The organism is Xenorhabdus sp. XBWT (genome assembly GCF_059072735.1).
Genome location: NZ_CM180990.1, coordinates 3,319,928 through 3,339,363, shown reverse-complemented (window position 1 = coordinate 3,339,363; position 19,436 = coordinate 3,319,928). Strand labels below are relative to the sequence as shown.

Below are 19,436 nucleotides of genomic sequence, written 5' to 3'. Positions count from 1 at the left end.
TGATATGGACAACATGAAAACAGAAACTATAGAACGACTTAAGGGGATTATGGCGCAATTGCGCCATCCCCAGAATGGCTGCCCTTGGGACAAAGCGCAAACTTCTGCGACGATTGCCCCTTATACGCTGGAAGAAACGTATGAAGTGCTTGATGCGATTGAGCGCAATGACAGTAATGCCCTAAAAGAAGAGTTGGGGGATTTGCTGTTCCATATTGTATTTTATGCTCAGATGGCTCAAGAACAGCAACAGTTTGATTTCGATGATCTCTGCGAGGCAGTATGTGACAAACTGGAGCGCCGCCATCCCCATATTTTCCATCAACAAACGGGGATCAGCAGCGAAGAAGCGATAGGAAGCTGGGAACAGCGCAAAACCGCAGAAAGGTCGGAGAAAAATCAGCATTCGGTGCTGGATGATATTCCCGCCAGTCTGCCGGCGTTAATGAAAGCCTATAAAATTCAGAAACGCTGTGCTTCGGTCGGTTTTGATTGGGATACCCTTGGCCCGGTACTGGGCAAAGTCTATGAAGAAATTGATGAAGTCATGGATGAAGCGAAACAGGTCGTGGTTGATGAATCCCGACTGGAAGAAGAGCTGGGAGATTTGCTGTTTTCAGTGGTCAATTTATCCCGTCATTTGGGGCATAAGCCGGAAATGGCACTACAAAAAGCCTGCCATAAATTTGAAAATCGTTTCCGCAACGTCGAAAAACTGATCCTAGACAAAGGATTGTCACTGGAAACAGCGACACTGGATGAGATGGAAGAAATGTGGCAACGAGTCAAAAAGCAGCAGTCATAAGGCAGCGATAACGGCAAATAACGAGTGAAAAGCGAAAAGGATGTCGAATGAATAGCTGAATAACCTGAGTCGGGTGAAAAAATTTCATACTAATAACTTGCTGAATTTAAATAGAAAGTAGTGCATTCGTTTTGTGGTGTTACTCATTTCGGGGCACTTTAGCCTGTTCAGATGGTTTGTAGCGCATTTAAGGTTAGGGTATACTGCTTTCCCGTCCTGTTATATTCATCATCCTTTTAAACCTAAACTTTCAGGTTCAGCATGAAAACTAATTATATTTTTGTGACCGGCGGGGTCGTATCCTCTCTGGGTAAAGGCATTGCCGCAGCCTCTTTGGCGGCTATACTCGAAGCCCGTGGACTCAATGTCACCATTATGAAACTGGACCCGTACATCAACGTTGATCCGGGTACAATGAGTCCAACCCAACACGGGGAAGTTTTCGTAACCGAAGATGGCGCTGAAACTGATCTCGATTTAGGTCATTACGAACGTTTCATCCGAACCAAAATGACACGCCGCAATAACTTCACGACTGGCCGTGTCTATTCCGAAGTTCTGCGCAAAGAACGCCGCGGCGATTATCTGGGTGCAACCATCCAGGTTATCCCTCACATTACCAATGAAATCAAAGACCGCATCATCCGTGGCGCAGAAGGTCATGACGTTGTGCTGGTGGAAATCGGCGGTACTGTTGGTGATATCGAATCTCTGCCATTCCTTGAAGCTATTCGCCAGATGGCAGTGGAAGTAGGCCGCGAAAATACCCTATTCATGCATCTGACTCTGGTGCCTTACATGGCGGCAGCGGGTGAAGTGAAAACTAAGCCGACCCAGCATTCCGTTAAGGAATTGCTGTCCATTGGTATTCAGCCAGACGTGCTGATCTGCCGTTCAGACCGCGTTATCCCTGCCAATGAGCGTGCAAAAATTGCGCTTTTCTGTAACGTCCCGGAGAAAGCGGTTATCTCTTTAAAAGATGTTGATTCCATTTATAAAATCCCAGCCCTCTTGAAATCTCAGGGCTTAGATGATTATATTTGTAAACGATTCAGCCTCGAACGCCCGGAAGCTGATCTGTCCGAATGGGAACAGGTCATTTATGAGGAAGCCAATCCATCGGGCGAAGTAACCATTGGGATGGTAGGTAAATACGTTGAATTGCCAGATGCTTATAAATCAGTGATTGAAGCACTGAAACATGGCGGGCTGAAAAACCGCCTGACCGTCAACATCAAGTTGATCGATTCACAGGATGTTGAAACTCGTGGTGTTGATATTCTGAAAGGCTTGGATGCGATTCTGGTACCAGGCGGATTCGGTGGTCGTGGTATCGAAGGCAAGATCATGACTGCACGTTATGCCCGTGAAAACAAGGTTCCATATTTGGGAATTTGTCTGGGAATGCAGGTTGCCCTGATTGAGTTTTCTCGCAATGTTGCGGGATTGGCAGGCGCTAACTCGACTGAATTCGAGCCTGAATGTAAGTTACCTGTTGTTGGTCTGATCACCGAATGGCGTGATGAGAACGGCAATCTAGAATTACGTAGTGAAGAGGGCGATCTCGGTGGGACGATGCGTGTTGGTGGTCAGTTGTGCCATCTGACTGAAGGTAGTCTGGTACGTAAACTTTATGGTCAGGATGACATCATTGAACGTCACCGTCATCGCTATGAAGTGAACAATTTGTTGTTGAAACGTATTGAAGATGCAGGCTTGCGTGTGGCTGGCCGTTCAATTGACAACAAACTGGTAGAAATTATTGAGAACCCAGCGCACCCGTGGTTTGTAGCGTGCCAGTTCCACCCAGAATTCACTTCAACGCCTCGCGATGGCCATCCGTTATTTGCTGGTTTTGTTGAAGCCGCAGGCAAATATCAGAAAGGCCTGTTGAAATAAGATATGGGGCAATTGGTTGGTTTTAAATCGAATGCTGTAGGTTAATGGCTTTTTGGTTTCAATCTGTTGCCCGGAATTTAACTTGTGACTTGAGGAAAACCTAATGTCCAAAATCGTTAAAGTGCTTGGCCGTGAAATTATCGACTCCCGTGGTAACCCAACTGTAGAAGCAGAAGTGCATCTGGAAGGTGGTTTTGTTGGTCTGGCTGCTGCGCCATCAGGTGCATCAACAGGTTCGCGCGAAGCGTTGGAACTGCGTGATGGCGATAAATCTCGCTTCATGGGTAAAGGTGTCTTGAAAGCTATCTCTGCGGTCAACGGTCCAATTGCACAGGCTCTGGTTGGTCAAGATGCGAAAGATCAGGCTAACATCGACAAGATCATGATTGAGCTGGATGGTACTGAAAATAAATCTAACTTCGGTGCTAACGCGATTTTGGCTGTTTCTCTCGCGAACGCCAAAGCAGCAGCAGCAGCGAAAGGTATGCCTCTGTACGAGCACATTGCCGAGCTGAACGGTACTCCGGGGAAATTCTCTATGCCTCTGCCAATGATGAATATCATCAACGGTGGTGAGCATGCTGACAACAATGTCGATATCCAGGAATTCATGATTCAGCCAGTTGGTGCAAGCTCTCTGAAAGAAGCTGTACGTATAGGTTCTGAAGTATTCCACAATCTGGCAAAAGTATTGAAAGCGAAAGGCATGAACACTGCGGTGGGTGATGAAGGTGGCTATGCGCCAAACCTGGAATCTAACGCAGCAGCGCTGGCAGCGATTAAAGAAGCAGTTGAGAAAGCAGGTTATGTGCTGGGTAAAGACATTACTCTGGCAATGGATTGCGCCGCTTCTGAATTCTATAACGAAGAAACAGGTAACTATGAACTGAAGGGCGAAGGCAAGACGTTCACTTCTCAGGAATTTACCCATTATCTGGAAGGTTTGACTAAAGAATACCCAATCGTTTCCATCGAAGATGGTCTGAATGAATCTGATTGGGAGGGTTTTGCTTACCAAACTAAAATACTGGGCGACAAAATCCAGTTGGTCGGTGACGATCTGTTTGTAACCAACACCAAGATCCTGAAAGAAGGTATCGAAAAAGGCATTGCAAACTCTATCCTGATCAAATTCAACCAGATCGGTTCTCTGACTGAAACTCTGGCTGCAATCAAGATGGCAAAAAATGCTGGTTATACTGCGGTCATCTCTCACCGCTCTGGTGAAACTGAAGATGCAACTATTGCTGACTTGGCAGTAGGTACCGCAGCAGGTCAAATTAAAACAGGTTCTATGAGCCGCTCTGACCGTGTTGCTAAATATAATCAGCTGATCCGGATTGAAGAAGCTCTGGGTAACCGTGCACCTTTCAACGGTCTGAAAGAAGTAAAAGGTCAAGCATAATTGCCAGCTTAGTCCAATAAAGTTAAATATTATTTATATTTCGGCGAAAGAGGTTAAAACCCTTTCGCCTTTTTAAAGAAAGAAAATTTTATTTAAAATAGGATTTTATGCACAATTAAGATATAAAAAATTAACATAAAAGCAAAAATTAAGTTTATTTTTTGATCATCCATTCGGTAATTAGACAAATCCCGCGTAATAGATCCCAAAATCACACAACTCGTATTTTATTCCTTGTTGATACTCCTTATTATTTCACATGTAATGTAATTCTTTAACATTTATGGCAATGATTCATCAATTATCTTTTTACATTACTGAGTAATGTTTCATTGTTTTATGGAGTCTTCATGGACGCTTCTGAATCTTTAACCCCAGCGGTTGGGCCTACCCCTTTAAATAAAAGAGGTTTAATTATACTTGCGCTGGATATCATCTTGCTTGTAGTGCTGCTTAAGTTTTTGCCTTATGGAGAGAAAGCAAACGCAGGTCTGGCATTGATGGCATTTGTTGGTGTGTTATGGCTGACTGAAGCCATTCACGTCACGATTACTGCATTGTGTATTCCAATTCTGGCCGTTGGTATGGGGTTGATGGGGACCAATGACGCGCTGAAATCTTTTGCAAACCCGATTATCTTTTTGTTTTTCGGTGGTTTTGCATTAGCAACGGCGCTACATATCCAAGGTCTGGACAGATTGATTGCTAACCGCCTGCTGATGATTGCCCGTGGACGTTTGTCTGTGGCGGTAATGCTGATATTTGGTATTACAGCACTACTTTCAATGTGGATCAGTAATACTGCAACTGCTGCGATGATGCTGCCACTGGTTCTCGGTATTCTGGCAAATCTGGATGTACGCTCTGAGCGTAATACCTTTGTGTTTGTACTGTTAGGAGTGGCATATAGTGCTAGTATCGGTGGATTGGGTACATTGGTAGGTAGCCCACCCAATGCTATCGCTGCTGCACAATTGGGCATGGATTTCATCACGTGGATGAAATACGGTGTGCCAATGGTCATTATTCTGATGCCTGTTATGGTTGGGGTGATGTACATCATGTTGCGCCCAAATCTGAACCACAAATTTGATCTGGAACTGGAACAGTTGGAATGGAAAGGTAAGCGTATTATCGCCATGATCATTTTCCTGCTGACCGTTGTGTGCTGGATTTTCAGTTCATTTATCAGCGACGCACTTGGTGGTGTGAAAGAGCTGGATACAATTATTGCAGTAAGCGCGGCTATCCTGATTGGTATCACCGGTGTCTCAACGTGGTCACAGATTCAAAACAATACTGAATGGGGCGTGTTGATGCTGTTCGGTGGCGGTTTGACGTTGAGTGCTGTCTTGAAAGACTCTGGAGCCAGTGAAGTGATGGCGAATAGCATAGCGACGACTTTCGGTGCAAGCCCATGGTTTGTGATCATCGTTGCCGTTACTACGTTTATTATCATTCTGACAGAATTTTCCAGTAATACGGCGAGTGCTGCATTACTTGTACCTATTTTTGCCACGGTTGCAGAAGCATTGGGAATGCCAGTCATGGTCTTGACCATGATTATTGGTATCGGTGCATCCTGTGCATTTATGCTGCCTGTAGCGACACCGCCTAACGCGATTGTTTACGGCTCTGGTTATATCAAGCAAGTGGAAATGGTCAAAGTGGGCATGGTGCTGAACGTGGCATGTATTGCCATTATTTCTGTGGTTGCCTGGTTCTTCTGGGTTTAATCACTCAATAAGTAATGTAAATAATATCAAAGAGGTTTTAGTTGTTCTCTATATTTTAATTAATAAATTAGTGATATTGAATCGCCATCTTCACAGATGGCGATTTTTTTCAGTTATTCTTATTGTTAGCCCATTACTCTTCTTTTGTGCTGATATAGATATTTTTCACTTCAGTGTAAGCATCCAATATCATTTTGTGAGTTTCACGCCCAAGCCCTGATTTTTTATAACCCCCAAACGGAGTATGGGCGGGCAGCTCGTGATAGGTATTAATCCACATACGACCCGTTTTCACTGCCTTAGCAACACGCAGGGCGCGGTTAATATCCTGTGTCCATACAGCTCCCGCCAGACCATATTCGGAGTCATTGGCCATGTCGATGACTTCCTCTTCATCACTGAATGGCATAACACACAGCACAGGCCCGAAAATTTCTTCCTGCGCAACCCGCATATTATTGGTCACATTAGTGAGGATCGTTGGCTGGATAAAAAAGCCATCATCATATCCTTCACCTGTTATGCGCTTTCCACCAGTCAGAACGGTTGCACCTTCCTGTTTTGCAAGGTCGATGTAAGCTAAAATAGTGTTCATCTGTTCTTCACTGACTTGGCTACCCATTTCAGTTTCTAACAGCATGGGATCACCCACATTGACTGATTCGAACACTGTTTTCAGTGATTTCAGGAATTCATCGTGAATATCTTTATGCAAGAACAGGCGAGCACCGGATTCACAGGCTTGCCCTTGATTGAGCAAAATCGCGTTAGCAGCATATTTAACTGCTTTTTTCATATTGGCATCAGGGAAGACGATATTGGCAGACTTACCCCCTAATTCTAGAGTCGCAGGAATAAGTTTTTTTGCCGCTGCGGCAGCAACGTTGTATCCGACTTCTGTTGATCCGGTAAAGGCTACTTTGCTAATGCCTTCATGGTCTAGGATTGCTTGGCCGACGACTGAGCCACGTCCTGTGACGATATTGACAACGCCCGCAGGCAGAACTTCATTCAGGATACGTCCCAGTTCAAGCAGAGTGATTGGAGTTAGGCTTGCGGGATTGATGATAATAGTATTACCTGCGGCAAGAGCAGGGGCAATTTTCCAGGCTGCCATTAATAATGGGAAGTTCCATGGAATAATTTGCCCGACGACCCCAATGGGTTCTCTAATCACCAGGCTAAGAGTATCTTTATCGATAATATCGGAGGCATCAGAATGCGCTCGGATCACGCCTGCAAAATAGCGGAAATGATCAATAGAGAAAGGAATATCAAAATTACGACATAACGCTTGTGTTTTACCGCCATCCAGTGTTTCAAGAGCAATAAAGCGTTCGGCTTCAGCTTCCAGCAGATCAGCAATTTTCAGTAACAGAGATTGCCTTTCTACGGGAGAGATTTTGCTCCATTCAGGTAAGGCTTTTTGGGCAGCTTTAACGGCAAGTTCAATATCATCGGCATTACCCGCTGCATATTCTGTCAGTAATTCACCTGTTGCCGGATTATAGCTTTTCATCGTATTTTTCGAAAGGCTATCAACCCACTGACCGTTAATCAACATCTTGTAAGATTTAGCGGGTAACAGTTCTTTTGCGATATCATGTAACTTTTTCATTATATTCTCCGGGTACTTTGTTTCTTATATGCTAGGACATATATTCAAAAGTGATTATCGGATTAAGTCTTAATTTTCTAACAAAAATGAATCTAAATGTAAAAGAGGCTTATCAATAAATGAGGTTTACAAATCTTAACTTATTGTTATATCGAAATCTATTGGGAATATAAGTTAAATTAAAAATTAGAAATATATCAACCTAACAAATTAATAAATTTAATTCGTTAATAATGCAGAGGTAATTCAATAAATAAATAATAAAATTATAAATTAAACTGTTTATATAAGATAAGTTTTTATTAGGGAAGCGTATATAGTCATCTTCTGCTATGATTGTCTTATTCGTATCAGGTGGGGGTGATCATGAAAAAATTGTTGTTAACTTGTTTACTGGGTTTTGCATTAACGGGGTGTGATAATCATCCTAAGATTGACGGTTCGAACGAAATAGCGGTAAAGACATCGATTGAAAAAATCAGAGATACTTTATCAGAAGATAAAAAACTAAAATTTGATGATTCATTGAATATTACTATGATTAACAGTATTGATTTTGATGAATTATTTAAGAATGATAAGAGCGGAAATATTCATCATAGTGATATTGAAAATTTAGAACAAAAATTCTACCGATCACTTCATGGGAAATCAGCAGATCAAATTATAGCGGAAGCTGAAGAACTCAAAGTAACGAACATTGCTACTGAATGAATTAGAAAGTTATATCCAATGGATTGCAAGTTGCAGTGCAATCAATAAAGCAGCATTTTGAAATTGATTGGATATAAATAAGATGCCCTGATGCTGGAGCATCTTACTGATTTTATTATTTGGGGAGTTTTAATTTTTCTCCACATTGGCGACAAATATAGCAACTTTTTCCTCTGAGGATTTTATTGTGTTGTCTGATTGTTAGCTCATGTTGCCGACAGCGACAATAATAAGTGAATATTTGGCTGCGCACAGAATTAACAGAGAACTGATGTGTCCGATTAGCTGATACTTTAAGCACTGTTTCCATGATAAAACGCCACTCTTTCCCGTGTGGAGCTACTTGACCAAACTGATGATAAGCCAACAAATGAGCAAGTTCATGAGGGAGAACTTCATCAATGAATGCTTGCTGGTTTTCGATCAGCAAAATCGGATTCAGGCGGATTTCCCAATCTTGTAATCGGGCACAGCCCGCTATCGTGCCTCGCTGGCGGTAGGTGACGCTAGGCTCAGGAAAGGTTTCTTGAAAAAAATTGCTTGCCTGTGCCAGTTTTTGTCGTATGGTGCGCATAACGGCTTGCTGTAAGAAGAGGGGAACTCTGACAGGTTTCATCACGGCTGCATATTGTATTTTTAATTTTTTATCTTACTTTTCAGGATTTATCTCTTATCTTTCAACTTGCTGTTTTGCAACTTAAAAGAGGATGATTATATTTCAAACTTTCATAATGAGCTGATTGATAATAACAAAGCCCGCAAGGATGAAGCGGGCTTCATTGATTAGCAAAGGATTATTTCAAACCTGCTGATGAGCGTAAAATTTCAGCTTTATCTGTTGCTTCCCACGGGAACTGCTCACGACCAAAATGACCGTATGCCGCAGTATCGCGATAGATCGGATGCAGCAGATCCAGCATCTTGATCAGGCCGTAAGGACGTAGATCAAAGAACTCACGCACTAATTGAATCAGTGTTGACGTTGGAACTTTCTCAGTGCCGAATGTTTCCACCATGATAGAGGTTGGCTCTGCCACTCCGATGGCGTAAGAAACTTGGATTTCACAGCGATCAGCCAAACCTGCTGCAACGATGTTTTTGGCAACGTAACGAGCAGCATAGGCAGCAGAACGGTCAACTTTAGATGGATCTTTACCTGAGAATGCCCCACCACCATGACGGGCCATACCACCGTAGGTATCTACGATGATTTTACGCCCAGTCAGACCACAGTCACCCATCGGGCCACCAATGACGAAACGGCCTGTTGGGTTTATGAAGTATTTGGTCATCGGAGTGAGCCATTCAGTCGGCAGTACCGGCTTGATGATTTCATCCATCACGGCTTCTTGCAGTGCTTTTTGATTGATGTCTTCGGAGTGCTGGGTAGAAAGCACGACAGCATCAATACCAACAATTTTACCGTTATCATACTGGAATGTAACCTGACTTTTCGCATCAGGACGCAACCACGGCAGGGTGCCGTTTTTACGGACTTCAGCCTGACGTTCAACCAAACGGTGTGCATATGTAATAGGTGCTGGCATTAAAACATCAGTTTCGTTAGTGGCATAACCAAACATCAAGCCCTGATCACCTGCGCCTTGCTCCAGTGGATCGGCCCGGTCAACACCTTGGTTAATATCAGGTGATTGTTTACCAATCGCGCTTATAACCGCACATGAGCTGGCATCAAAGCCCATATCAGAACTGGTATAGCCTATTTCGCGGACTGTACGACGAGTAATTTCTTCAATATCAACCCATGCACTAGTAGTGATTTCGCCACCAACCATGACCATGCCAGTTTTAACATAAGTTTCACAGGCAACACGAGCCTTGGGATCTTGTTCTAAAATCGCATCAAGGACGGCATCGGAAATTTGATCGGCAATTTTATCTGGATGTCCTTCTGAAACAGACTCAGAAGTGAAAAGATGTGTAGTCATTATATTTTATACCTTAAATATAATTTTGGTTTAAGGGCGGATGTTTTACCATCTAGATGGCTATTTTAAGGCACTCTTACTAAGGTTACCAGTCTTTTTAGTTTTAAATGTCTTTCATTATGTGACATCTTAATTTTCTTTTCTGAAAATGGGGGTGAATGCAGCCAACAAAGCTGCAATTTGAAAGGTGATGGGTATAACTATCCTTATACTATCCTTGTATGTGACTGGAATCGGGAACAGAGTCAATAAAGCCGCTGCTTAAAAGATGAAGAACATAGATAAATTTCATTTTGCAATTTGATTGGATTACAGGTATAAACTGCGCGCGTAACTGAATCAGTTTATTCATTTCAGGTTACAGGCATTTGCAGGATATGAGCCTATGTCCTGCTTCTCAATTGAGAAACGGTTTGCGATAAGTAAACCATGTGGGGTGAATGGGGTTATGAACCATTATCTGCTGATTGTTAACGGCCAACAGCCACATTATGCCATTGATGTATCCACATCCTGTTCCTTTCTTTCAAATATGAAATCATTTCGATGTTACCCGTCGCATATAGATAAGCAGGCAATATCGAGTTGGCAATCATATTTTCACACAGTAAATATATTGTTTAGTTCCCTCTAAACGTTTCTATAATTTAAGAGAATGCTGTTCCCTGACATTTTTTAATGCGCAAGATACGCACGATAAAATAGTGCCTTGGGTTATTGACTACAGGTGAAGGCAAACCTCGACTCCATAAAGGAGACTGCCATGAAAGATAATATCGCACGCAAAATGCGACAGACTTACAACATCGCATACTGGGGCGGCAACTATTACTATGTCAATGATCTGGGTAATGTCAGTGTTTGTCCAAATCCTGATTTACCGGAAACCCAAGTTGAACTTGCCGATCTGGTGAAGAAAGTTCAGGAAGAAAAAGAACAATTGCGTTTACCTGCACTGTTTTGTTTTCCCCAGATCTTGCAGCACCGCCTACGTTCTATCAATGCGGCGTTTAAGCGTGCCCGTGAATCTTATGGCTATAAAGGGGATTATTTTCTGGTTTATCCAATTAAGGTTAATCAGCAGCGTCGTGTTATTGAAACACTGGCAAATGCTGATGAACCCGTTGGGTTGGAAGCAGGCTCTAAGGCAGAGCTTATGGCGGTGTTGGCTCATGCTGGCATGACAGGTACTGTAATTGTCTGTAACGGCTACAAAGATCGTGAATATATTCGTCTGGCTCTGATCGGTGAAAAACTGGGACATAAAGTGTATCTGGTTATCGAGAAAATGTCTGAAATTGAGCTAGTGTTGGAAGAAGCCAAACGACTCAACGTGATCCCACGTTTAGGGGTACGGGCGCGTCTGGCATGTCAGGGTTCAGGCAAATGGCAGGCCAGCGGTGGTGAAAAATCCAAGTTTGGTCTGGCTGCGTCACAAGTATTGCAATTGATTGAAATTCTGCGCTCTTCGGGTCGGTTGGACAGCCTGCAATTGTTACATTTCCATTTGGGTTCCCAGTTGGCAAATATCCGAGATATAGCAACAGGGGTACGTGAGTCTGCCCATTTTTATGTCGAGCTGTCTAAATTGGGTGTCAATATTCAGTGTTTTGACGTTGGTGGCGGATTGGGTGTTGATTATGAAGGTACACGCTCCCAGTCAGAATGCTCAGTTAACTATGGTTTGAATGAGTACGCAAATAACGTTATATGGGGTATTGGCGATGCTTGTGAAGAGCACGGACTTCCCCATCCAACGGTTATTACTGAATCCGGTCGTGCATTGACAGCTCATCATACGGTTCTGGTTTCCAATGTCATTGGGGTGGAACGTAACGAGTTCACCGAAACAACACCGCCGGCAAAAGATGCTCCACGTCCATTGACCAGTTTATGGAATACATGGCTGGAAATGCAGTCTGACGGTAGCCGCCGCTCACTGCGTGAATGGCTCCATGACAGCCAGTTTGATCTGCATGATGTTCATACCCAATATTCCCATGGCATACTGAATCTGTCAGAACGGGCATGGGCAGAAGAACTGTACTTAAATATCTGTCGCCACATTCAGCAGAATCTTGACCCAAGCAACCGTGCTCATCGTCCTATCATTGATGAATTGCAGGAACGTATGGCGGATAAACTCTACGTGAATTTCTCGTTGTTCCAGTCTATGCCCGATGCGTGGGGGATTGATCAGCTATTCCCTGTCCTGCCAATTGAAGGGCTGGATAAGCCGCTGGATCGTCGCGCTGTTCTGTTGGATATCACCTGTGATTCAGATGGTACTATTGATCATTATGTCGATGGAGATGGTGTGGCAACAACAATGCCAATGCCGGCTTATGATCCGGATAATCCGCCATTGATTGGCTTCTTTATGGTAGGCGCATATCAGGAAATTCTGGGCAATATGCACAATCTGTTTGGTGATACAGCAGCCATTGATGTTTACGTTTCAGAAAATGGTGAAGTGACTTATCAGCAGAGCGAAGAGGGTGATTCTGTTGCCAATATGCTCCAATATGTCAAATTGGAGCCGCAGGTATTGCTGACCCGCTTCCGTGATCAGGTGAAATCAACTGACTTGGATGAAGGTTTGCAAGCGCAATTCCTGCAAGAGTTTGAAAGTGGCCTTTATGGTTACACTTATTTAGAAGATATAGCCCTGATTAGTCATTGACCTTCATTAATAGTCATTCTGAGTCAAGATAGTTATTTGATTTAGAATGACTATTTTTTATATTGATAGGGAATATAGACGTATTGAGACTATGTTTACTGAACATCCTTGTTCATGTAGGTTTTTATGCTGTTCTATACCATCCCATCAACATGACATAGGAGTTGGTAATATTGATAACTTCCCCATTGCCCACGCTTGATGTTGTGCCTGATACCGTATGAGCATGGCTGCCAATATGAATTTTGTGCTGGTGAGCACCATTTGTACTGGTGTTAAATTTGTAATTATCCCAGTCTGAGTCACCGGAACCGTAATTATCATTGGTGCTGTCATAATGTCCATAACGACTGTTTTTTGATTCTCCCCATCCACTATCATGGTCATGATCACCGGCAATATTCGTGACTTTAGTTCCATAATCAAATGAACTGGTTGTTGCAGAGAATGTATGGCTATGAGCGGGTATTTGTGCCGCAGTCAGAGTGATAGAATCATTTCCTCCGGTTGATAAGATATTGGAACCATCTGGAGAGGCTAATCTGATCGTTTTGTTTTCACCAATATATTTCCATGTTGTACCAGAAAATAGTTTATTTGGATCTTGATTTTGGGCAAACCATAAAACAATGCCGACAGGATATATTGTGTCAATAGTGGCGGCATTTTTTGCCCGCCCTACTGTTTCTGTTAACCCAATATTTTTTACGAATTCCGTTTTATCAGGAATGTCTGCGCCATTCTGACTTTTTTCTAATCGGGTATTAACGTTGTTATTTGCATTGATAGCGTTCTGATTGGCAATATTTGCTTGATCATAAGCTGTTTTTATTGCCTTGGGGGTTGCGGCATAAATTTCATTATCGCTATCCACGGCACTACTCAGGATAACAAATCCTTTTGCTGTCAGTGTTGCATCTGGATGATTTCTGCTTTTGGCATGTTCTTCAATTGATGCTTCAATATACTTACGTGTCGGTACTATCACAAATTCATCTTCTTCTGAAGATATTATATCAGGCTTATTATTTTGAGAATTCATAATTAATCCCTCATTTTATCAACAATGCACATTGCGAGTTTGGTGAAGGAAATCGAACTGAAAATTTCCTTAGTAATATAAATGTGGTATTACTTTCTGTTTGTGAATATCAATAAAATAGATTCATCAATAATTGAGATTATGCATTAGTAAAATACATTTAATTATTTTATTAAACTGAGTGAGTTGCTTACTCCAACGTTAGGATGGCATAAAATGATGGGTTGAACATTATTAAAATCTATTTCTGACTACCGATAAAGTTTGACACAATTAATAATAATATTTGCCAACTTTCTTTCTGTTTTTTGTGATAATTATTATCCTGGTTAAGTTTGTTGTTCATTCTTCATCTTAAAATAATTGGTCATCTTCACAGATGGTTTACCTATTTATTTGCTATTTTCTTGAAATAAACTTTCTTAAAGTTCTGGTAAGAAGAAAACATGTCTAATACTATATGATTAATCTATGATAATTTGCTGAACTGAGATTCTTTGGAGACTTATCCTTGTTTGTATAAGAGTGTGTATCCATTCGTTTCTTCAGTTTCGGGTTGATTGCTAACATTTTATTTTAAATTTAAAATGCTAGCGTATTTGGAAGATTGATCTTCTAGTATAAATAAGCTTTGTGTCACTGGTTACTGCCAATCATTGAGTATTGTCAATATTGGATGTTGGTAATAAGTCAGTATGGGACTTTTGAGGATATGTCATGAGTATTAGCTCCTTAGGAAACCAAGTTGATAACTCTTTGGTTTCAAATGCTTTCGGTTTCTTACGTTTCCCATTGAATTTTCAACCTTATTCCAGTGATGCTGAATGGGTAATTACTGGAGTACCTTTCGATATGGCAACATCGGGACGCGCGGGTAGCCGCCACGGGCCAGCTGCCATTCGTCAGGTATCGACTAATCTGGCATGGGAAAGCAGCCGTTGGCCATGGAACTTTAGCTTACGTAAACGCCTGAAAGTGGTGGATTGCGGTGATCTGGTATTTAACTTCGGTGATGCCGAGGATATGAGCGATAAGTTGCAGGCACATGCTGAAAAGGTACTGGCATCGGGCAAGCGTATGCTGTCTTTTGGCGGTGATCATTTTGTCACGTTGCCATTGTTGCGTGCCCATGCGAAACATTTCGGCAAAATGGCGCTGATCCATTTTGATGCCCATACGGATACTTATCCAAATGGCAGCAAATTTGATCATGGTACGATGTTTCATCATGCACCAAATGAAGGGTTGATAGATCCTCATCATTCAGTACAAATAGGTATCCGCACTGAACACGATACTGATAATGGTTTCACTGTACTGGATGCCGGGCAGGTCAATGATCGCGGTGTTAATGACATTGTTGAGCAGATTAAAGCTGTGGTTGGTGATTTGCCGATTTACCTGACTTTCGATATTGATTGCCTTGATCCGGCATTTGCACCGGGCACAGGGACGCCAGTCATTGGGGGATTGACTTCAGATCGTGCATTGAAAATAGTACGAGCCTTACAACCGTTGAATATTGTCGGAATGGACGTAGTGGAAGTGGCTCCTGCGTATGATCAATCTGAGATCACGGCGCTGGCAGCGGCGACAATTGGATTGGAATTGCTGTATTTGCAGGCTTCTAAGAAAGATTTCTAATGCACTAATTTTGTAAATGTTTTTTTAAAGGCTCATCTAAAGGTGAGCCTTTATTTAAAAGGCCCTCTTTTTTGCAAGCGAAATCTGTTACTCCACAATATACGTCAGAACTTGCTGTTGCGGCATGAGAACGAACTGTCCGTTAAATTGCGAGCCGTTTCGATACTTATCGGATAATGTTTGCAGCAGTTTGATGCTCATCGTGTGAGTATTGCAATCAATTGATGTAATTTCAGCCGCATGAAAATCAAAAAAGCATTTTACATGGGGATAAAGTGCTTTGAACAAGCTCTCTTTGATGGAAAAGGCAAGAGTGAATGCCTGCTCGAAAGTTAATGCACAATTTTTCAATAATGCAACTTCGGCATTATTGATGATGCTGGCTGAAACACTTTCGACAGTATCTGATTTGATCTCTTGCTCAATATCCACGCCAATTATCTGATAATCATCATAAAAAGCGATGAAGGCAATGGCACAGTTAACTGAATGGGAAATAGAGCCGCAAATATTGTCAGGCCAGATTGGGGAACGATCTTTGGCATTTGTTACCTGAAAGCCAAAGTAGCCTAAGTTATTCAATAATTGCTGTGTACAGTACCGCGCCGCCAGATATTCTGCCCGTCGTTTATTAACAGCATTTTGTAATTGATCCGGGAACGTGATGTTATGTTCGTCAAATAATGTATCTTGATAGGAAGCTTGATCAAAATAGGCCAGCATAACATGAGTTTTAGGATGCTCAGGCAGTGAACCTATTTTTAGCTCTTTGAAAAAACGCATATTTTCGGCAGTGGCTTGAGTAGAGGTAAAGTTGATTGTTTTCATTATCGGTATTTTATTACTGATTGTGATTATTGGGTAGCGAGCTATTCAAAAACGATTATTGCCTGATTCTGCCATATTTTAGTTTTAGTTCACTAATGTGCTGACTCTTTTTATACTCTCAGTTGTAATCATTTTTAAAAAGAGGTTAATGTGGAAATATTAGTGACAGGTGGCATGGGGTATATTGGTAGTCATACTTGTGTTCAAATGATTGAAGCAGGAATGACACCGATTATCATTGATAACCTGTGTAATGCCAATCGTGAAGTGTTGGCTCGCATTGAGGCATTAACTGGCGTGAAGCCACTGTTTTATGAAGGGGACATTCGTGATGAATCATTCCTTGATGCGATTTTCTCCCGCCATCAAATTCAGTCAGTTATTCATTTCGCTGGTTTAAAAGCGGTCGGAGAATCTGTCGACAAACCTATCGAATATTATGACAACAATGTCAACGGTACATTGGTGTTAGTACGCAGCATGCATAAAGCGGGTGTAAAAAGTATCATTTTTAGTTCTTCTGCGACAGTATATGGCGATCCGGAAGTAGTACCCATTACCGAACAGTCGATGGTAGGTAATACCACCAACCCTTATGGCACCAGTAAATATATGGTTGAGCGCTGCTTGTCTGATCTCCATCATGCAGAAAGTGATTGGTCTGTTGTGCTGCTGCGTTATTTCAATCCGGTTGGCGCTCACCCTTCAGGCTCTCTGGGGGAAGATCCACAAGGTATTCCCAACAATCTGATGCCTTATATTGCTCAGGTTGCGGTGGGCCGCCGGGAAAAACTGTCAGTTTATGGTAATGATTATCCGACACCTGATGGGACGGGGGTACGTGATTATATCCATGTTATGGATTTAGCCGACGGGCATATTGCTGCATTGAATGCCGTTGGCAAAAAATCAGGTCTGCATATTTACAATTTGGGTACAGGGAAAGGCACAAGTGTATTAGAAATGGTGAACGCTTTCAGTCATGCTTGTGGCAAACTTATTCCTTATGAAATATGTCCCCGCCGTCCGGGAGATATTGCCGAATGTTGGTCAAGCCCAGAAAAGGCAGAGCGTGAATTGGGCTGGAAGGCAAATCGCACGGTAGTGGAAATGACCACCGATGCGTGGCGCTGGCAATCTCAGAATCCCAATGGTTATCAAGTGAAATAAAATGGTTATCAAGTGAAATAATAAGCACTTTTTAATCCTTTGATGGATATGGTGAAAATAGAAAGAATCCCATTATGCCAAAGATGCAATTCAATCCTGTTAATTTTCCACATAAAGGCAGGGATGGATTTGCATTTTTACGCATAAATACGGAAAGAAAATTTAACCAATAAATTTTTAAATCGCAGAAATATGAGTTAACAAAAAGGATGGTTTATAAAAATAAACCATCCTGATGAGCGTCCAAAAAAGCCAATATTATGATTTTGGGGTTTCTGCCTTATTTGCTGGTGTCGTTGTTAGGATCAGGTATGTTTTTTCGTGCTGTCTGGCATGCCTTCCGCTCGCTGGGTTCACGTTCTTGAATGATTTTTGCTGTTTCATCTACGGCAGGAAGAGGAAATCCCATATCATCATAAGCGCCAAAACCAATTACACGATAGCCACTCAGCGGGCTATTCATTGGGATGCGAAACTCTTTTTTTTCTCCCGGAGCCAATGACTCAAATGAATACAATATTGGTGTATCTGGTTCGCATTTCTCTTTATAGAACAACACGTTGATATACCCGCCTGCCACAGGTTGATCACCTTTGTTTTGCAGTGTACCGCCCACAAAGGATTTGCCATTGGCCCCCAATCCCATATGAAACAACAGATGCACTTCCCCTTTTGCCCATAATGCCGGTGTGAACAGGCTGCCTGCTACTAACATTGCACCATATGCATAACTACGCAATGTATGTCTACGCAATGTATTACCATACCACTTCATCTTTATGCTCCTATTATCAGTTGCTGATATTTCCTAACTGGGATAGGTATTGCAGTGGTTGGCAAAAAAATCAAGTTCTCTGACTTAGCCAGAACGGTAGTTATAGGTTGATACAAGAATCAATATCACCGTTTTTTATGACTCTTTTGAATACATCAAAATCCAGTCTGGCAATGTAATTGATTAAATAGTGGCTGCATAATGGGCCATCGGAAATATCTATATTGGTTTGGGTGTTAAACTCCTGAATGTGCGCCAGTGATGAATATCCTAATATTTCAGGGGGTAAATGAGGAATAACATCGTCTACATAGTTGAATACATCAAACTTGCTGAAATTCCTGGTAATATGCTGGGAAAACTCACTATTTCCGGGCCTTGGGCAGGCGAATAAACAGGCTGAATGATTGGGGATGCTGGAGCCAATCTCATACATGAGATAGGATGCTATAGCGGAGCCAAGACTGTGAGCTGTTATTGTAAATCGGCCATTGATTCCTACCAATTGTGTCATTGCCTTTGCCAGATTGAGATTGCTGTAATCACCGGGAAACTCAGGATCAACAGTTATCAATTTCATTGAGTCGTAAATGCTGAAAAATCCTCTGCTTACTTCTATTGTCGGAAACTTGGCCCACGGAGAAGTGTGGTCAATCAGTCCGTCATGAATATCTTCCAGCAAAATGGTGGGGTCTGTCCCGCGTATGGCAACAACATATTCATTCAGGAATTTATTTTTTTTTGCAACGTAACCGTAGCAGACATGCTTCGGTAACATCCCTTGGCGGGTCTTTACTGAGAATGAAGTATCATCGGCCGAAATATACGCTATCACTTTCCATCCGTCTTCTTTAATGCGCGGGTCGGCTGGTGGTACAGGATTATTGTAATATTGATCATTCATTTCAGCAGCATATAACACTAATGCTGCAAGATTGGCGGCTTCCCGATATGTATACATAATCGCCTCTTTTGTTTATTCTTGTTGTTAATAAATTGTTTGCATTATTTGATCTGATTGTATGTCATTTTTATGGGTTTGCTAAAATAAAGGGGACACATAGGCTGAAGAGGAAGTTATTGAGATTATGTTTTTAAATAATTGATTGAAATGACAGTGATGTGAATTTCGTCAGCCGTATTTTTCAGACACTGAATATTATCAGAT

The 19,436-nt window shown here is 42.1% G+C and carries 15 protein-coding genes; 8 read left to right on the top strand and 7 right to left on the bottom strand.

What is annotated here, in order from left to right:
- The first annotated feature begins 4 nt into the window (after nucleotides 1–4).
- The 4 genes from mazG (at nucleotide 5) to AC5JQI_RS14540 (ending at nucleotide 5,845) form a co-directional block, all read left to right on the top strand.
- Entirely contained in the window at nucleotides 5–805 is an 801-nt protein-coding gene (gene mazG, locus AC5JQI_RS14555; protein WP_493912689.1) for a nucleoside triphosphate pyrophosphohydrolase, read from the top strand.
- Nucleotides 806–1,066: 261 nt separating this feature from the next.
- A complete protein-coding gene (pyrG, locus tag AC5JQI_RS14550) occupies nucleotides 1,067–2,704 on the top strand; it encodes a glutamine hydrolyzing CTP synthase (protein ID WP_493912688.1) in 1,638 nt (545 codons plus the stop codon).
- 103 nt (nucleotides 2,705–2,807) lie between these two features.
- Complete coding sequence (gene eno, locus AC5JQI_RS14545) at nucleotides 2,808–4,109, top strand: phosphopyruvate hydratase (protein ID WP_493912687.1); 1,302 nt, start codon at nucleotides 2,808–2,810, stop codon at nucleotides 4,107–4,109.
- A gap of 350 nt (nucleotides 4,110–4,459) precedes the next feature.
- Nucleotides 4,460–5,845: an SLC13 family permease gene (locus tag AC5JQI_RS14540; RefSeq protein WP_493912686.1), complete on the top strand. Its 1,386-nt coding sequence runs from the start codon at nucleotides 4,460–4,462 to the stop codon at nucleotides 5,843–5,845.
- A gap of 133 nt (nucleotides 5,846–5,978) precedes the next feature.
- Here the strand turns inward: AC5JQI_RS14540 and AC5JQI_RS14535 are convergent, their stop codons facing one another.
- Entirely contained in the window at nucleotides 5,979–7,463 is a 1,485-nt protein-coding gene (locus tag AC5JQI_RS14535) for an aldehyde dehydrogenase family protein (protein ID WP_493912685.1), read from the bottom strand.
- Nucleotides 7,464–7,829: 366 nt separating this feature from the next.
- On the opposite strand from AC5JQI_RS14535, the gene AC5JQI_RS14530 reads away from it, so the two are divergent.
- Nucleotides 7,830–8,177, top strand: coding sequence for a DUF6694 family lipoprotein (locus AC5JQI_RS14530; RefSeq protein WP_493912684.1), 348 nt, complete (start codon nucleotides 7,830–7,832; stop codon nucleotides 8,175–8,177).
- A gap of 115 nt (nucleotides 8,178–8,292) precedes the next feature.
- Here AC5JQI_RS14530 and AC5JQI_RS14525 read toward each other — a convergent pair whose 3' ends face one another.
- A complete protein-coding gene (locus AC5JQI_RS14525; protein WP_493912683.1) occupies nucleotides 8,293–8,793 on the bottom strand; it encodes a SprT family zinc-dependent metalloprotease in 501 nt (166 codons plus the stop codon).
- 178 nt (nucleotides 8,794–8,971) lie between these two features.
- A complete protein-coding gene (gene metK / locus AC5JQI_RS14520) occupies nucleotides 8,972–10,126 on the bottom strand; it encodes a methionine adenosyltransferase (protein WP_237385689.1) in 1,155 nt (384 codons plus the stop codon).
- A 763-nt stretch (nucleotides 10,127–10,889) separates the two neighbouring features.
- Between metK and speA the strand changes: the two genes are divergently transcribed.
- A complete protein-coding gene (speA, locus tag AC5JQI_RS14515) occupies nucleotides 10,890–12,809 on the top strand; it encodes a biosynthetic arginine decarboxylase (protein ID WP_493912682.1) in 1,920 nt (639 codons plus the stop codon).
- A 124-nt stretch (nucleotides 12,810–12,933) separates the two neighbouring features.
- Here speA and AC5JQI_RS14510 read toward each other — a convergent pair whose 3' ends face one another.
- On the bottom strand, nucleotides 12,934–13,851 hold the full coding sequence (locus AC5JQI_RS14510; protein WP_493912681.1) for a tail fiber protein: 918 nt from the start codon (nucleotides 13,849–13,851) through the stop codon (nucleotides 12,934–12,936).
- Nucleotides 13,852–14,568: 717 nt separating this feature from the next.
- On the opposite strand from AC5JQI_RS14510, the gene speB reads away from it, so the two are divergent.
- On the top strand, nucleotides 14,569–15,495 hold the full coding sequence (gene speB, locus AC5JQI_RS14505) for an agmatinase (protein WP_493912680.1): 927 nt from the start codon (nucleotides 14,569–14,571) through the stop codon (nucleotides 15,493–15,495).
- Nucleotides 15,496–15,582: 87 nt separating this feature from the next.
- On the opposite strand, the gene AC5JQI_RS14500 is transcribed toward speB, so the two are convergent.
- Nucleotides 15,583–16,323, bottom strand: a complete 741-nt coding sequence (locus tag AC5JQI_RS14500; RefSeq protein ID WP_493912679.1) for a 4'-phosphopantetheinyl transferase family protein — start codon at nucleotides 16,321–16,323, stop codon at nucleotides 15,583–15,585.
- 150 nt (nucleotides 16,324–16,473) lie between these two features.
- Between AC5JQI_RS14500 and galE the strand changes: the two genes are divergently transcribed.
- Nucleotides 16,474–17,493, top strand: a complete 1,020-nt coding sequence (gene galE / locus AC5JQI_RS14495) for a UDP-glucose 4-epimerase GalE (protein ID WP_493912678.1) — start codon at nucleotides 16,474–16,476, stop codon at nucleotides 17,491–17,493.
- Between the two features lie 280 nt (nucleotides 17,494–17,773).
- Here the strand turns inward: galE and AC5JQI_RS14490 are convergent, their stop codons facing one another.
- Both AC5JQI_RS14490 and AC5JQI_RS14485 read right to left on the bottom strand, forming a co-directional pair.
- On the bottom strand, nucleotides 17,774–18,268 hold the full coding sequence (locus AC5JQI_RS14490; protein WP_493912677.1) for a membrane-associated Zn-dependent protease 1: 495 nt from the start codon (nucleotides 18,266–18,268) through the stop codon (nucleotides 17,774–17,776).
- Between the two features lie 100 nt (nucleotides 18,269–18,368).
- Nucleotides 18,369–19,229: a lipase family protein gene (locus tag AC5JQI_RS14485; protein WP_493912676.1), complete on the bottom strand. Its 861-nt coding sequence runs from the start codon at nucleotides 19,227–19,229 to the stop codon at nucleotides 18,369–18,371.
- Between the last annotated feature and the right edge of the window lie 207 nt (nucleotides 19,230–19,436).

Excerpts from the sequence above, each read along its gene's own strand:
- mazG (WP_493912689.1), top strand. The coding sequence starts at position 5 with ATGGACAACATGAAAACAGAAACTATAGAACGACTTAAGGGGATTATG.
- pyrG (WP_493912688.1), top strand. The coding sequence starts at position 1,067 with ATGAAAACTAATTATATTTTTGTGACCGGCGGGGTCGTATCCTCTCTG.
- eno (WP_493912687.1), top strand. The coding sequence starts at position 2,808 with ATGTCCAAAATCGTTAAAGTGCTTGGCCGTGAAATTATCGACTCCCGT.
- AC5JQI_RS14540 (WP_493912686.1), top strand. The coding sequence starts at position 4,460 with ATGGACGCTTCTGAATCTTTAACCCCAGCGGTTGGGCCTACCCCTTTA.
- AC5JQI_RS14535 (WP_493912685.1), bottom strand. The coding sequence starts at position 7,463 with ATGAAAAAGTTACATGATATCGCAAAAGAACTGTTACCCGCTAAATCT.
- AC5JQI_RS14530 (WP_493912684.1), top strand. The coding sequence starts at position 7,830 with ATGAAAAAATTGTTGTTAACTTGTTTACTGGGTTTTGCATTAACGGGG.
- AC5JQI_RS14525 (WP_493912683.1), bottom strand. The coding sequence starts at position 8,793 with ATGAAACCTGTCAGAGTTCCCCTCTTCTTACAGCAAGCCGTTATGCGC.
- metK (WP_237385689.1), bottom strand. The coding sequence starts at position 10,126 with ATGACTACACATCTTTTCACTTCTGAGTCTGTTTCAGAAGGACATCCA.
- speA (WP_493912682.1), top strand. The coding sequence starts at position 10,890 with ATGAAAGATAATATCGCACGCAAAATGCGACAGACTTACAACATCGCA.
- AC5JQI_RS14510 (WP_493912681.1), bottom strand. The coding sequence starts at position 13,851 with ATGAATTCTCAAAATAATAAGCCTGATATAATATCTTCAGAAGAAGAT.
- speB (WP_493912680.1), top strand. The coding sequence starts at position 14,569 with ATGAGTATTAGCTCCTTAGGAAACCAAGTTGATAACTCTTTGGTTTCA.
- AC5JQI_RS14500 (WP_493912679.1), bottom strand. The coding sequence starts at position 16,323 with ATGAAAACAATCAACTTTACCTCTACTCAAGCCACTGCCGAAAATATG.
- AC5JQI_RS14490 (WP_493912677.1), bottom strand. The coding sequence starts at position 18,268 with ATGAAGTGGTATGGTAATACATTGCGTAGACATACATTGCGTAGTTAT.
- AC5JQI_RS14485 (WP_493912676.1), bottom strand. The coding sequence starts at position 19,229 with ATGTATACATATCGGGAAGCCGCCAATCTTGCAGCATTAGTGTTATAT.